At 44.6% G+C, this 15,519-nt stretch carries 14 protein-coding genes and 1 pseudogene; 8 read left to right on the top strand and 7 right to left on the bottom strand.

Features of this window, described 5'->3' with window-relative positions:
* Positions 1-72 precede the first annotated feature (72 nt).
* The 7 genes and pseudogenes from F0251_RS12525 to F0251_RS12495 form a co-directional block, all read right to left on the bottom strand.
* Positions 73-1,365, bottom strand: coding sequence for an alpha/beta fold hydrolase (locus F0251_RS12525; RefSeq protein ID WP_171731085.1), 1,293 nt, complete (start codon positions 1,363-1,365; stop codon positions 73-75).
* Between the two features lie 316 nt (positions 1,366-1,681).
* Entirely contained in the window at positions 1,682-2,419 is a 738-nt protein-coding gene (locus F0251_RS12520; RefSeq protein WP_171731084.1) for a DUF3726 domain-containing protein, read from the bottom strand.
* A pseudogene (locus F0251_RS12515) lies at positions 2,416-4,229 on the bottom strand (hypothetical protein). The gene F0251_RS12520 and the pseudogene F0251_RS12515 overlap by 4 nt, the downstream one beginning before the upstream one ends.
* Before the next feature lie 288 nt (positions 4,230-4,517).
* Positions 4,518-6,125 carry a BCCT family transporter gene (locus F0251_RS12510; protein WP_171731082.1) on the bottom strand — a complete coding sequence of 536 codons (1,608 nt, stop codon included), beginning with the start codon at positions 6,123-6,125 and terminating at the stop codon, positions 4,518-4,520.
* Between the two features lie 232 nt (positions 6,126-6,357).
* Complete coding sequence (locus F0251_RS12505) at positions 6,358-7,353, bottom strand: membrane dipeptidase (RefSeq protein WP_171731081.1); 996 nt, start codon at positions 7,351-7,353, stop codon at positions 6,358-6,360.
* Between the two features lie 209 nt (positions 7,354-7,562).
* Entirely contained in the window at positions 7,563-9,023 is a 1,461-nt protein-coding gene (locus F0251_RS12500; protein ID WP_171731110.1) for an aldehyde dehydrogenase family protein, read from the bottom strand.
* Positions 9,024-9,210: 187 nt separating this feature from the next.
* A complete protein-coding gene (locus F0251_RS12495) occupies positions 9,211-9,609 on the bottom strand; it encodes a RidA family protein (RefSeq protein WP_004741170.1) in 399 nt (132 codons plus the stop codon).
* Between the two features lie 157 nt (positions 9,610-9,766).
* Between F0251_RS12495 and F0251_RS12490 the strand changes: the two genes are divergently transcribed.
* The 8 genes from F0251_RS12490 to atpA all read left to right on the top strand — a co-directional run bounded on the left by F0251_RS12490 (position 9,767) and on the right by atpA (position 15,505).
* Positions 9,767-10,651 (top strand): LysR family transcriptional regulator, encoded by an 885-nt coding sequence (locus tag F0251_RS12490; RefSeq protein WP_105058091.1) that lies wholly within the window; start codon positions 9,767-9,769, stop codon positions 10,649-10,651.
* Positions 10,638-10,820 carry a hypothetical protein gene (locus tag F0251_RS12485; RefSeq protein WP_146107449.1) on the top strand — a complete coding sequence of 61 codons (183 nt, stop codon included), beginning with the start codon at positions 10,638-10,640 and terminating at the stop codon, positions 10,818-10,820. Before F0251_RS12490 ends, F0251_RS12485 begins: the two co-directional genes overlap by 14 nt.
* Before the next feature lie 588 nt (positions 10,821-11,408).
* Complete coding sequence (locus F0251_RS12480; RefSeq protein ID WP_061031080.1) at positions 11,409-11,810, top strand: hypothetical protein; 402 nt, start codon at positions 11,409-11,411, stop codon at positions 11,808-11,810.
* Position 11,811: 1 nt separating this feature from the next.
* On the top strand, positions 11,812-12,582 hold the full coding sequence (atpB, locus tag F0251_RS12475; RefSeq protein WP_017060838.1) for a F0F1 ATP synthase subunit A: 771 nt from the start codon (positions 11,812-11,814) through the stop codon (positions 12,580-12,582).
* Between the two features lie 47 nt (positions 12,583-12,629).
* Positions 12,630-12,866 (top strand): F0F1 ATP synthase subunit C, encoded by a 237-nt coding sequence (gene atpE, locus F0251_RS12470; protein ID WP_004730405.1) that lies wholly within the window; start codon positions 12,630-12,632, stop codon positions 12,864-12,866.
* Positions 12,867-12,921: 55 nt separating this feature from the next.
* Entirely contained in the window at positions 12,922-13,392 is a 471-nt protein-coding gene (locus F0251_RS12465; RefSeq protein ID WP_004741166.1) for a F0F1 ATP synthase subunit B, read from the top strand.
* Between the two features lie 11 nt (positions 13,393-13,403).
* Positions 13,404-13,955, top strand: a complete 552-nt coding sequence (locus F0251_RS12460; protein ID WP_004741165.1) for a F0F1 ATP synthase subunit delta — start codon at positions 13,404-13,406, stop codon at positions 13,953-13,955.
* A gap of 8 nt (positions 13,956-13,963) precedes the next feature.
* Positions 13,964-15,505 carry a F0F1 ATP synthase subunit alpha gene (gene atpA / locus F0251_RS12455; RefSeq protein ID WP_171731080.1) on the top strand — a complete coding sequence of 514 codons (1,542 nt, stop codon included), beginning with the start codon at positions 13,964-13,966 and terminating at the stop codon, positions 15,503-15,505.
* Positions 15,506-15,519 lie beyond the last annotated feature (14 nt).

The raw sequence follows: 15,519 nt of genomic DNA, 5'->3' as shown, positions 1-15,519 counted from the left end.
ACGGATGCAGCGTTTTCTTTTTCTAGCGTTTCTAATTTTTAACGTCTCTTATTTCTAACTGTGATAGCTTGATTACTTTAGCAAATTCTCTAATGCTTCAACCATCGTCATCAGCTTGTCTACAATTCTTTCACCGTCTGCTCGTAAGCCGTTATGCTCATACTCATTAGTGATCCACGCTTTTGAGTTTGGAATGTTCGCCAATGTTTCACGGCTGTAATCCAGCTCAACGTACATGTCGTCGGCATAAACTGCGCACGCCATAGGCACGGTATTCTTGCTAAGTTGCGCTGCATTGTACAAAGTGCCCCAGTCCGACTTCTCAGCTAAGATATTCGCCGCTTCACGCAGTGGCTTCAGTGTCTCTAATTGGTCAAACATCCATGGGTAGACCATTTCTCCAGTAAACCAGAACTCACTTCCCGATTGGTAATTAAAGTGTGGATACTGCTCGCGAACTCGATGAGCCGACCAATTTGATGCTGTACCTTGGCAATAAATCGATTCATGCAAAATGGCATAGATTGGGTTGGTTAGATAACCCTGCTCTTGTTGCATTTGATTTAGGAAGCTGTAGCTCAGCTGCTTTTTACCATTTGCTTCAACAAACGCACTCTCTAATGTGAAGTACATAGGAAGGTTTGCTTCGCCAGCACCTAGGTTAATGCCAATCAATTGGAACTGTTCAACAGTAAATACCTGACCGTTTGGTAACTTCACTTCATTGTTAAGCAGATAATCAGAGATCTCACGACACATGGCTTGTGCTTGAGGGAATTGAGCAAAGAAGGCTCTGTTTTTATCTTCAACACGCTTATAGGTCGCACGGTATACATCGTCAGCTTCACGTTCAATAGACGGAATACCGCCCGTCACATAGCAGCGTTGCAAGCTTTTCGGGAACAGTGATAAGTAGCTTAGAGTGCAAAAGCCACCAAAGCTCTGGCCAATCGTCGACCACTGCTTAACACCAAATTGCTCACGAATCGCTTCAGCATCACGAACAATGTTGTCGGCCCTGAAGTGCGTAAGATATTCAGCTTGTTGCTCTGGAGAAAGATGCGCCAAGGTTTCATGGCTGATTACCGTGCTATTGCCAGTGCCACGCTGATCAAGAAGCAGAACGCGGTAGTTTTGTAAGGCACGTTTCATCCAACCTGATTCTCCACTCACACGCGGAGAAGGAAAGCCTGGGCCACCCTGAAAGTAGATAAGCCACGGGAGTTCTTGGCTGTCTTTTGCTAGATCGACAACTTCACGAGCGAATACTTGAATCTGCTGCCCATCTTTCGCTTGATAATCGAGTGGTAGTTCAAAATAGTGCTGACGATACAGGGTGGTTCCATCTATAAACTTAGCTTGCACGCTTCATTCCTTTTTATCTGATTCTAATGTCATCGGTACGAATAAAAGTAGCGCCCTATGGCACACATAGGTAGCAAGATACGCATAGTAACTCGTAAATGAAACCGTTTGTTTAGCATGAATGTGAAGGTGCTTCATTTGATTGCTCAAGGAGTGTTCGTATCGTTACAACCTGTGTCAAAACGGCGCGTTTTTGAGGCTTTATCAAGGGATCAGTAAATAGACAAACAGGAAAATAAAAAGAGCTTAACGAGGTGAGGATACGTTAAGCTCTTTTGGTGTTATCTGATGTTTCTGTTGCGGTAAATTCAATCAACTATGAGGCGACTAACTCTCCTGCCCCTTGAATTGAACGCTGGCTATTTTCAACCAGAATCGCGGTGGCCGTTTCTTTTAATGTCGCCCACTCTGCGTCGTTGACCTCAATGCCATCACGCCACGCGTTTTCTTGTGTTTTAAATAATGACTCAGACGTGACATGTGTTTGGTAGCCATCTGACAAGCGTTCGATATCGAAATCCTGGACGGAAAGTTCGATGGTCATATTATGGATATGTTCGTCCGATGTCAGAGGCAAATCTGATAAAAACAGTTCTGGAGCAACGCAACCACGGTTAAGGACATACAAAGTGCTCTTAGGGTTAGAGCCGTTGTCCCAACGTGCAGTGCACGCAATACCTTTCGCGGCCAGTTTCACAAGCTCGCTGTAGGCTAGCCAGCGGTTATGACAGTTGTTGAGCTCAATTTTCAACGTCTTCTTACCGACCATTTTTTCAATCGCGTAATCCATTACCACAGGAAGGTGGCACGCTAAACTTGCCTTATGCAGGTCGACTTCAACCGTGTGATCACTTGTCACTTGAATATCAACTGGGCAGTCGTCCTCTAGACCTATAAAGTTGCTCGCATTATTAAAATGACGCACACCATCCAAGCCTACCATTTGTAAATCAGCCACCATGTTCGCTATCACATCGGCTTCACCACATGTACGGCGCATCCCTAAAAAGGCTTTGTTGACGGCCGCGACCAATTCATTGTGAGAAACGATCATAGCGATTTACCTCCATGTTGAGCATTGATATGTGTAGGAACGTTATGTGAGCTAGCAAGCTCCGCTTCACTTGGTAAGACTGGGAACACCCACTCGTCTTGATGAATTTCGTCAAGCAGCGGTGCGCCTTGGAAGAAGGTTACGCGAACCCAACGATCTGAGCGAGGATCAAACTTAGTTGCACCAAACATAGCCAGTTTGCAACGTAACAGATGCATCGGCAGCGACTCTTTATGAAGCACATTCATTTGAATGTCCCCCATCGCTTTGTTGCCCAGTGTCCATACGCGACGAGCTATAGCACGATGCTGTGGCTGTTTTACTAAGAACTCGGCTAGCGAGAGCTCCGGCGTAAACTGCAATAAAGCATGGTACAAACGATAAGCTTGACGACCGATATCTAACGGCAGTTCACGCTCTTCACCCAGCTCTTCACCTCGAACACCGAGTCTTGGCTCTTCTTTGTCTTGAGAGCGATACCAGAACCAGTAGTTGTTCTCAGCCTTAGTAAAGTCCGTTGTAATTGCCCAGCGGTACTTCTCTTCTAAGATCACTAACAGATCTTGTATCTTTTTACCGCTAGGAAGTGACAGTGCCTCGCTACAATTCATCTGCTCCTGATGGGCGTCCACTAATTCTGGGTACAATTCCATCAAGCATGAGATAAGGATTTCTTGGGCTTCCATACTCATGTGCTTAGATTGTTCAACTAACTGCGCCCATGTATCACATTGGCTGACAGACACTTCTAACGATTGCTCTGCGTGTTTCAACTCATCCACAGCAGCTTTGTTCAGCTCTTGCTGATTTTCATTGATGGTAACGACTTGTTCTAAATGACAAATCGCTTTTTTAACTAATGTACGTAGTGGCTTGATCAACGCCGTATCCGTGTGATTAGCCAACACGTCAGCTAATGCATGTTCACGGGTTGTCATCCATTGGTCGACAATACTTGGGTGGTTAATTAGGTATGGCGCCATGCCTAAACCAGTAGCATTACCCACACCTAGATAGCGTTGTAAGCCTCTGTGCAAGGTAATCGCTTGTTCACCGCCTTGTTGCTCTGCTAGGTAATGAACCCAGTCGAGACTAAATTCACGCAGCATGTATACCGCACACATCTGAGCACTGAACGACTGATTGAAATCTGGGTTCTTTTCTAAAATTTTGAAGTCAGCAATACCGAACTTACCATTACCATAAACCGCAGTCGTTCTCAGGATGTAGCCTACTTCCGCTAACTCTTTGGGCGTTGGTTGAACCCCTTTGGCCAAGTGGCTCACTATGTGTTCAAACACACGCACACTTTTGTTGGCGCGCGCCAGAACAAGCACATTGTTAGGGTTACGACCTGCTTCTTGTAGCGGTACATTCGCACGAAGTCTCTCAAGTAGATCGACATCCACATCGCCAAGAACCAAAGCAAATGTTACGTCCCACTTTTCAGCAATTACACGGTCATTTCGTTCGTCGTCTGCAATCTCATCGCAGAACACAACCAAATGATAAACATGGTTTGGCGTCTGTAGCTTATAGATAGCATGACCATACCCTTGAGGGTCTAATTGCCACTCATGTTTAGTCACTTTCCATTGCTGTTGCGCCATTTTACGAATCAGAGTTCTTACGAAGCTGATGCGTGTTTGGTGCATAGCACCCAGTCTTTCCGGTGCCATTACGACCGTTGCGTCACGTAGTGCTGATTCAGTGTAGGTAGAACGATGTGCATCCATTTTGCTCACCACCTTTGTAGTTATAAGGGTTTTGCTAGCCATTCAGAACCGATCGTTGCTGTCTTTTGAAGCATGTATAGCGACAGTATGTTGGTTAGCTTTCACGTTTTAATCGTTATTGATGTTGTCGAGGCAAGCGAACTCGCCCCTTATTATTTGTCCTGACTAGATCTCTTGACCTAAATAGTTGCCGTCCGATGTATCTTCACCAGTACGGGTTTTCTCTTCCTTTCGGAATCTGGTATCAGCCTTACTTCAAAGGCTGATACCTTGTTTCTCTTTAATTTTTAGAGAGCGTTTCCTCTACAGTTTCTTTACAGTTCCTGCTCTTCTACAAACTCTGCTTTTCTACAAACTCTTTTCTACAAACCTTGCTCTTTCGCCATCTTGATTGCGATTTGAGGCGCATTCCAAAGCGATGGCAGTAAGATTAAGGACACCGGAACCGCTGTGATTACGATGAAAGATTGCAGCGCGGAAATACCACCAGAGCCTAGAGAAATCAGAATCAACGCCGTTACGCCCATCATCACGCCCCAGAAAGTACGGATGATTGCATTCGGTTCTGTCTCACCACTGATCACAACACTGATGGTGTAAGTCATTGAGTCGCCAGTCGTTACGATGAAAATGGTGGTTAAGATCAGGAACAAGATAGAGATAAGCATCGGCATTGGTAATTGCTGAGTTACCGCTAGCAGAGCACCTGGTAAGTTAAAGCCTTCAAACGCTTTACTTACGCTGCCTGGATCTGCGATTTCGAACGCAAGGCCAGAGCCACCAACAATCGTGAACCAGAAACAAGTAACAAACGGTGCAACTAAGCTGATGGTTGAAACCAGTTGGCAAATACTACGACCGCGAGAGATACGTGCAATAAAGATTGCCATCATTGGGCCGTAACCTAGGAACCAACCCCAGAAGAATACTGTCCACCAGCTCAACCACCCCTCGTCACCACGGTATGTCGCCATCGGGATGAAGTTATCGATCATGCTGCCTACACCTTGAATGTAGCCGTTAAAAATAAAGTTTGTAGGGCCAAAGATCAGGATGTAGACCATCAATGCCATTGCAAGAATCACGTTGTAACGGCTTAGCATTTGCATTCCACGGTTAAGGCCGCTCAATGCCGATAATGTGTATAGAACGATAGCGAATAAGATGATGATCAGCTGCGTCGTGAAGCCATCAGGGATATCAAACAGTGCATTCAGTGCATAGCTCACTTGCAAGCCCAAGAAGCCGATAGGACCGATGGTGCCCGCCGCTACAGCGACAATACAACATGCATCAATCAAAGCGCCGGTGTGACCTTTCAGTGCACGTTCGCCTAATACTGGGTAAAGCAAAATACGCGGTTTAAGTGGCAAGCCTTTGTCGTAGTGAAGGTGCATAACCACGATAGACGTTAAGCTGCCGACGATTGCCCATGCAAGGAAACCCCAGTGCATGAAAGATTGTGATAACGCATTAACCGCGCCTTGCTGTGCGTTTTCTTGTACACCGTACAATGGTGGTGGGCTAACGTAGTGAGCAATCGGTTCTGCTGCAGCCCAAAATACGCCGCCACCCGCAAGTAGCGTACAGAAGATGATCGCCATCCAACGGAAACCATCCATTTCAGGTTTCGCGATGCCGCCTAGGATAACCTTGCCTGTTCGCCCTGCCGCCAAGCCAAGACCAATAAGAAAAGTCAGAAGAAGAAGCATTTGCCAGTAAGGACCGAATACTTTAACCGACCACGCAAAGCCCGTGTTTACTAGGCTTGATAGTAGCTCGCCGTCAAATAAAGCAAGTGTCACGAACAGAGCGATAAAGCCGCCGCTGTACCAAAGTGCTGGGTTGGATAACCCTAATTTGTCTGACGTAGATTCAGACTGGTTTGTGTTGCTTTTTGCATTACTTGTTGTGTGTGCTTGACCCGCATTTAAGCTTGGAGATTTCACGCTATTGGTTAAATCAGACATACTCTGACTCCAGAGGTTTCTTTGCAGCTGTCATAAAAATGATGACTACAAGGGTGTATTTAACACCTGCCCTATTATTTTTTGTGTTGGGCAGGCTAATCCATGTTTGGGTTACCGCGTTGCGAAATAGACCGTTGTTCCTTTTAAATAGTGAATTTGATTGAAGCAGTTCTCACTAAGTGAACGTGTTTAGCAGACTGCTCGTTAGATGCTTATTAGTAAGAAGCGCAGCTTAACTTTGGTTTTGAGGCTCTAGGCCATCTTTCAAAAAGTTAAACCAGTTTTCTCCTAAGACTTGTCCAGCTTCAGACTCGCTAAAACCATGACGCATCAATCCGTTATAAATATTTTCCATACCCGAACTACCACAGAACCAAGGCAACGCATCAGGCCAACCTGAGTTGTTCGCAGAGCCTTCGCCATAGTCCATCGCTTTAGACCAACGACCATTTCTCATCCATTCAAGAACAGCTTGAGGCTGGTTTAAGCATAGGTCACTGCCAATACCGAGGTGCTCTACGCCGACCATGTCAGCAGTGGTCGCAACCATCTGACAGAAGTCTTCCAAGGTACATTGGCTGCCGTTTGGTAGGTGGAATGGGTATAAGCTGAATCCGATCAAGCCACCGCGTGCAGTGAGCGCTTTAATCACATCGTTTGATTTGTTACGAAGTGCATCATGAGCAAACGTCGGGTTCGCGTGGCTGATACAAATAGGACGAGAAGACAAATCAATCGCTTCAAGTGTTGAGCGCTCGGCACTGTGAGACATATCGATGATCATGCCCACTCGGTTCATCTCTTCGATGGCTTGCTTACCAAAGCGAGTAATACCGGTATCGTTCTTCTCGTAACAACCTGTAGCCAGTAAACTTTGGTTGTTGTACGTCAGTTGCATGATCAAAAGCCCCTGCTTACGCATCACTTCGATAAGACCAATCTCATCATCGATTGGAGAACAGTTCTGAGCACCAAGGAAAATGCCGACTTTGCCAGTCGCTTTTGCAGTCTCAACATCAGCCATTGAGTGAATCGGCATGATAAGGTCTGCGTTCTGCTCGAATCTTAAGTTCCACTCTGCAAAGCGAGATAAGGTTTCACGAGCTGTCTCGTGGTAAACCGCGGTAGCGTGAACTGCTGTAATGCCGCTCGCCTTAAGTGTTTGGAAATATTCTCTGTTCCAATTGCAGTATTGCAATCCATCTATAACAATCCGTTGCTGGTACATAACCACTCCTATTGAAAGCTCAGTGTTCTAGCTCGGTTTTGAAAACACGCTCAAGTAACATGTTTTCAAAAATGGGTTAAATCACTTATCTACTGTTATTTCTTATTAGGTTTGAATGTTGACCTGACTCTGAGAATCAGGCCAATTCGATAGCTGGATAACTAGGGACTTAATATCTTCAGCTATCCAATTCTTATATAGAGAGCAGATTAGTAAGGGCGCTGGTAAGCCGTCTTCACTACTGTGTAGAACTCTTTCGCGTATTGACCTTGCTCACGAGGACCGAAGCTAGACTCTTTACGACCGCCAAACGGTACGTGGTAGTCGGTACCAGCGGTTGGTAGGTTAACCATCACACAACCAGTTTGAGCTTGTTGTTTGAACAGTGCGCTAGTACGTAGGCTTTGAGTGATGATGCCGCCTGTTAGGCCAAAGCGAGTGTCGTTAGTCGTTGCAATCGCTTCATCTAAGTCAGCCACTCGAATCACGCTTGCCATTGGTGCGAATACTTCCTCTTGGTTCACTTCCCAATCGTTCTTAGTGTTCAAGAACAACGTTGGAGACATATAGAAACCTTCGTGTTGCATGCTCAAGCGTTCGCCGCCGAATGCCAGCTCACCGCCACTTTGACGCGCTTTCTCAACCCAACCTAGGTTTGCTTCAAGCTGGTTTCCGTCAACAACTGGGCCCATGAAAACGCCTTCCTCTAATGCGTGACCCACTTTCAGCTCGCTCATACGTTTAATCAGTGCTTCAACGTACTGGTCGTGGATGCTATCCATAACAACAAGACGAGAAGACGCTGTACATTTTTGACCTGCACCAGAGAAAGAGCCGGCAATAGTTGCTTCAACTGCGGTTTGGATATCTGCATCATCAGCGATAACCAGCGCGTTCTTACTGCCCATTTCCAGTTGGCAACGAACGAAGTTTGGTGCGGTAGCCGCTGCCACTTTACGACCCGTGTCAACAGAACCGGTAAAGCTCACACCGTTCACTTCTTTAGAGTTAATCAGTGCATCACCTACCGTTGAACCGCTACCCAATACAAGGTTAAACGTACCTGCTGGGATACCTTGGCGGTGGATGATCTCAGTAAGCGCAACGGCACTTGCTGGTGTTAGGTTTGCTGGTTTCCAGATAACGCTGTTACCAAAAGCAAGCGCTGGAGCAATTTTCCAAGCAGCGGTTGCCGTCGGGAAGTTCCAAGGAGAGATAATGCCGATAACGCCTACCGCCTCACGAGTCACTTCAACAGAAACGCCAGGGCGTACTGAGTCTGCGTTGTCACCAATTTGGCGAAGCACTTCAGCCGCAAAGTATTGGAAGAACTGACCTGCACGGTAAATCTCACCACGACCTTCAGCAAAAGGCTTACCTTCTTCACGAGAAAGCAAAGTACCCAACTCATCACAACGGGCAATCAGCTCATCACCAATGGCTTGAAGCACGGCTTGCTTGCGTTCAATCGGTGTTTTTTCCCATTCTGGTTGAGCGTATTTTGCCGCTGAAATCGCTTGTTGAACTTGCTCTGCACTTGCTTGTGCAAAGTTGCCAATATTTTCAGAAATGTCTGATGGGTTAATGTTCGCAACGGTGCTTACACCCGCTTGCCATTCGCCGCCGATATAAAGTGCGTTTTCTGCTTGAACATTCTGTAAGTGAGTCATCATTCTGTCCTTGTAACGTTAGGTTGCGGTTGAGTCTGGCAACCATCGGATTAATTAATAAATTGTTAATTTATATAGAAAATAAGTATTAATTTTGTATCTAAACGTAAAACCATTCGCTTGTATCAATAAAGATCTGCATAGACAAACAGCTTTGTTTGGCAAATTGCCTCAGTTCACAGTCCATTTATTCAGGTTGAGACGCCGATGCATAAACCACGAACTCAACCAACATCTCTTCTCTAGCTAGCCCTGCAACAACGACTGCTGCACGATTTGGATAAGGTGCGTTGAAGTATTCTCCGTATACGCTGTTTACCGTTTTCAGGTATTCACGGTCAGTCACGTAAATCAGAACCTGCAGCACGGAATCCATCGATTCGCCTGCACACTCCAAGGTATGAACAAGGTTGTTAAAAGTCTGACGCGTTTGCGCTTCAATACCGCCTTCTACTACTGCGCCCGTTTCATCAATTGGAATCTGAGCCGTGTATAGAGTGCCGTTATTAACGATTGCCCACTCTAGTGGTGCTTTTGAAGCAAAAAGAGCGGTTTTTACTGGGTGTTTTTTAGTTTGTGCGTTCACGATTTCATCCAACTTTGTAACAACTATGTTTCAAGATGGTTAAATACTGCACCTTGACGCCTGATAAATCTAACGGTAAATTTTGTGCATTTGATAAATAAAATCTATCACCTTACAAAAAGTAAGATATAGCAAGGGCTAGAGAGGGATCGAAGTCATGAGTATTAAGCTACAACAGTTAAAACATTTTGTTTTAGTGGTCGAAGAAGGTGGATTTCGTGCCGCCTCTCACCGAGCAAATCGCTCTCAAGCGGCACTGTCTACTTCAATAAAAGAGCTTGAGAAGATACTTGGTCAGCCACTGTTTGAAACAGGCAACAAATCTACACTGACACCTTTTGGTGAAATATGCCTACCAAAAATCATTCAATTCTTGAATGTTTACAAAGCATTAGACAACGACTTACGTGCAGCGGCGGCTGGGCAACAAGGAAGAGTTCGAATAGCGAGCGTGCCTTCGGTGGCAGCCAAATTGATCCCTAGCGTGTTAGGGGCCTTTTGTGAGCAATACCCGAATGTAGAAGTGAGTTTGATTGATGATAATGCGGCAGGTGTAGAAGCTCGATTACTCTCTGGAGAAGTAGATGTCGCCCTAGGCAACACCTCCCATTTAGAAGAAGAGAGTATCGACTTCACCCCACTTCTTTCCGATCCTATCGGTGTGGTCTGCTTAAAGGACAACCCTATCGCCGCTCAACCTGAAGGGATCGAATGGCAAACTCTGTTAAAACAGCCCTTCATTCGTAACGGGACTTGCACCCTACTCGATCCAACACCTGCACGTATGCTCAGCGAACAAGCCCTGTATTCCGTAGAGAACATTACTTCTCTGTTTTCAGTGTTGGAACTAGGCATTGGGGTAACCACGCTGCCTAAGCTTGCTTTTCCAACCAATGAAACACGTTTAGTGTGGATTCCTTTGATCGACCCGCCGTTACAGCGACAAATTGGAATATTCCGACTGTCTGACCGTACTATCTCACCCCAAGCGCAAGCTTTTCATGACTTGTGTATTCAATATCTGAGCTATGAAGCTTCATAAACAAGGTTTAGCAAATGGCAGTGCTGCACTGCCATTTGTTGCTTCAAAATACGCTTTATCTGGCCGCATCAACCACTATCAACAAGCTCTTAAGTGGAGTTTGAACTTCATAAAAACGGTTTTAACACTCTCAATTCTTCCCCTTACCATCCAATCTAACCGGCCATAAATACCTCGATGAGTAACAAAAATGCGGATAACCATTGATGTAACACAGTTTTTCCACGCTTCATGAGTAATAGATAAAAAATATATATTTCTGCGTTAATAAACGCACGCCGCTCCCTATAAATAACCAAATAGTGATGAATTAACACATCTAGAGTCCGACTCTAACTCTGATGAAAAGTTAATTTAAGTGTCTGAAAAATATAAATTGATTACCTTAAACACACTTGGCTTGACCCTGATTTATTCGAGCAGTTATCAATACTTAAAGTTATCAGTAAATCATCTGAAATATTCATGATTATAGTGACAGAATTATTACTTTCATAAATGGAAAACACCCATTTCAAAAATGGAATTATTGATGTCGATATTTGTCGTTTTGATCACATAATTTTAGGCGTAGTTTATATTTTGTCGAAACGAGAGCGAATTAGTTTATATCGTTCTATTTCGTCAGGAGATATAAAACCAGCAAGATTATCTCTTTGTTAACAAGCAAAGTTTTATTAACAAGTAAATGCGAGTAGCAAGACATATTCAAACTGTGTTTTATATGAGCTTACACTGTTAAATATAAGGTTTTATTATGAGGCTTAATGGGATAAGTGGTGACATTCTTGTTGCTGCTAAAAGAGTTGTTCTCTGCCAAGTAGTATTAGCCGTCGGTGTAGTTTTATATGAAGTGTTTTTTGGTAATAAAGTAGATATGGAATCGTCGGCTTTGGGTATCGTTATTGCGATGCTACCTCCGCTGTTTGGTTTTATATATGCAAGCCTAAAGGTGCGCAAGAATCCTAATTATAGTTTACGTGACTTAATGCAAATGAGTCGTGTCGTGAAAATAACTTATACGTTCTTAATGTTTATCTTGGCGTTCCAGTTTTTCAAATTGGATAACCCAGTAATATTGTACGCATATATTCTCACTATGGTTGGGTACTTCTTAACACCATTTATTACTGCCTCTACAAGATCGGAGTACGTGTAGTATGGATCAAGTAACTACCGCTCACGAATACATAGAGCATCACTTAACCTTCTTAACTACAGGTGATGGTTTCTGGGCGTTCAACATCGACTCGATGTTGGTATCTTGGATTACGGGTTTACTGTTTATTGGAGCTTTTCGATACGTAGTGACTAAGGGCACCAGCGGTGTTCCAGGTCGATTTCAATGTTTTATCGAACTGATATTTGATTTTGTAAACAACCTAGTAAAAGAGATTTTTCAAGCGGAGGATAAATTAATAGGGCCACTGGCATTAACCACTTTTGTTTGGGTGTTGTTAATGAACGCGGTCGATTTATTACCAATAGATTTCATACCAGCATTAAGTCGTGCAATGGGTCTAGAACACTTTAGAGATCTACCAACGGCGGACGTAAATATTCCAATGTCGATGGCACTCGGTGTATTTATCTTACTGTTGACTTATACATTTAAAAATAAAGGATTGAAAGGCTTTATCAAAGAGCTTACTACGCAGCCATTTGATAACCCTCTTTTATACCCTGTTAACTTAGTTCTTGAATTAATAACATTAATTTCAAAACCTATATCACTAGGCTTACGATTATTTGGAAACATGTATGCAGGTGAGATGATATTTATTCTGATCGCATTAATGCCATGGTGGATGCAATGGGCACTGAGTGTTCCTTGGGCACTATTCCACATATTAATCGTATTCTTGCAAGCATTTATATTTATGGTACTGACCGTTGTTTATTTAGGTATGGCAACAGAAGAACACCACTAATTAATAACTAAAAAATTTAACTAACAAATTATTTATCGGAGATACAAATGGATATCGTAAGCGCAGTTTTATATGTAGCAGGTGCATTACTGATTGGTTTAGGTGCGGCAGGTGCAGCGTCAGGTATTGGTAATTTGGCAGGTAAATACCTTGAAGGTGTTGCTCGTCAACCAGACCTTACCCCAATGCTTCGTACTCAATTCTTCATCATGATGGGTCTTGTGGATGCAGTACCAATGATCGGTGTTGGTATCGGTCTATACATCATCTTCGCCGTGGCTTAATCAAAAAGCTTTGAAAAGATCGATTTGTAATTAATCAAGATTTAGCGAGGAAGGTATGAACTTAAATGCAAGCATGTTCGGGCAAGCAATCTCATTCGTGATTTTTGTTTGGCTATGCATGAAATATGTATGGCCCCCTCTCACCGCAATGTTAGACGAGCGCCAAAAAGAAATTGCTGATGGTTTACGCCATTCAGAGAATGCAGCGAAAGAACTAGAACTAGCAAAATCCAATGGCGCACAACTTGTCGAAGATGCAAAACGCAACGTCACTGAACTGATTGAACAAGGCAAAAAACGCCGCAATGAAATAATCAGCTTAGCGCACGAAGAAGCCGAGCAAGAAAAAGCTCGCATCTTAGAGCAAGGCAGAGCCGAACTAGAAAGTGAGCGTCAAAAGTTACGTCGTGAACTTCAGGCAGACATGGCAGACGCTGTTATTCAAAGTGCACAGAAACTGATCAACAAAAACCTAGATTCAGAAACGAACCGAGCGTTAGTTGACCAACTCATTAGCGAACTGTAAGCGGAGGCAGTATGTCAGATTACACCAATATTGCTCATCCCTACGCCAAAGCCTCATTCGACTTTGCTTTGGGTGAAAACAAGTTACAAGAGTGGCACTCGATGCTTTCAATTCTTGTGGCAGTAACGGAAGAAGAAGCGATTGCTGATCAGATTATCTCAGCAGAAGGGGCAAGCGCCCAACAAACTGAACAGCTCGCCAATCTCATCATTCACGTTTGCCAAGGGTTGGTTGATGAACACGTTATCAACCTAATTCGAGTGTTGGCTGAGAATGGTCGCCTTTCCGTCGTAAAAGACTTGTTTAGCTTGTTCAGCGAGCTGAAGGACGAACATGAACGTGTAATTCCTGTCACTGTCACCAGCTCAGAATGCCTTACATCAGGTCAAGTTACCTCATTAACGGCTGCACTTGAGAAGAAATTAGAGCGTCAGGTTGAATTAGAACAGGTGATTGACGACTCACTGGTCGGTGGGATTGTCATCAAGGCGGGTGAAACCGTTATCGATGGTTCGTTGAACACATCAATAAGCCGCTTAGCTAATCAACTTCACGCGAGATAGGTAATAAAATGCAATTAAATTCAAATGAAATTAGTGATCTAATTAGAGAACGAATCTCGCAATTTAACGTGAGAACTGAAGCTCGCAACGAAGGCACTATCGTATCGGTTCGTGATGGCATCATCACCATCAATGGCCTTGCAGATGTGATGCAAGGCGAGATGATTGAACTACCTGGTGGCAAATACGCACTTGCACTTAACCTAGACACCCACTCTGTTGGTGCGGTGGTAATGGGTCCTTACATTGACCTTTCTGAAGGCATGAAAGTAAAAGGCACTGGGCGTATCTTGGAAGTACCCGTGGGTAATGGGCTTCTGGGCCGTGTAGTAAATACCCTAGGTGAGCCGATTGATGGTAAAGGCCCCGTAAGTTGTGACCGTCTTGACCCAGTAGAAGTGATTGCCCCTGGTGTAATTGAACGTAAGTCTGTAGACCAGCCAATTCAGACTGGCTACAAAGCGGTAGATACCATGGTGCCTATCGGTCGTGGTCAACGTGAACTGATCATTGGTGACCGTCAGACAGGTAAAACGGCACTAGCAATCGATGCCATCATCAACCAAAAAGATTCAGGCATTAAATGTGTGTATGTGGCGATTGGTCAAAAAGCGTCAACCATCGCTAACGTGGTTCGCAAGCTCGAAGAGCACGACGCACTTAAAAACACCATTGTGGTTGTCGCATCAGCATCAGAATCAGCAGCGCTTCAATACCTAGCACCCTACGCGGGTTGCACCATGGGCGAATACTTCCGTGACCGTGGTGAAGATGCACTGATCATCTACGATGACCTATCCAAACAAGCAGTCGCATACCGCCAAATCTCATTGCTACTTAAACGCCCACCGGGTCGTGAAGCCTTCCCTGGCGACGTATTCTACCTTCACTCACGCCTGCTAGAACGCGCAGCACGAGTCAATGCAGAGTATGTAGAGAAGTTCACTAACGGTGAAGTGAAAGGCCAAACAGGCTCATTAACCGCGCTTCCTATCATTGAAACTCAAGCGGGTGACGTATCGGCATTCGTACCAACCAACGTAATCTCGATTACCGACGGTCAGGTTTTCCTACAGACTCAGCTATTTAACGCAGGCTTACGTCCAGCCGTTGACCCAGGCATCTCGGTATCTCGTGTGGGTGGTGCTGCCCAGTGCAAGATCATCAAGAAGCTATCTGGCGGTATCCGTACTTCGCTGGCTCAATACCGTGAATTGGCGGCATTCGCTCAGTTCTCTTCTGATCTAGATGAGATGACGCGCAAGCAACTTGACCATGGTGAGCGTGTGACTGAACTGATGAAGCAAAAGCAGTACTCCCCTATGTCGGTTGCAGAGCAAGCTACTGTGATTTACGCGGCTGAAAAAGGCTACTTAGTCGACGTTGAGCTAAACAACCTAGCCCGCTTCGAAGAAGAGCTGATCGCGTACGCCAAAGCTCAAAACCCAGCGCTGATCGACAAGATTAACGCGACAGGTGATTACAACGACGAAATCGATAGCGCTCTTAAAGAGATTCTAGAAGGTTTTGTTGGGATGAAAGCTTGGTAAGTGCTCCGGTTTGT

Origin of the sequence: Vibrio sp. 070316B (assembly GCF_013114115.1) — a bacterium.
In the GTDB taxonomy this organism is placed as follows: Bacteria; Pseudomonadota; Gammaproteobacteria; order Enterobacterales; family Vibrionaceae; genus Vibrio; species Vibrio chagasii_B.
This window is presented reverse-complemented; position numbering and strand designations above follow the sequence as displayed.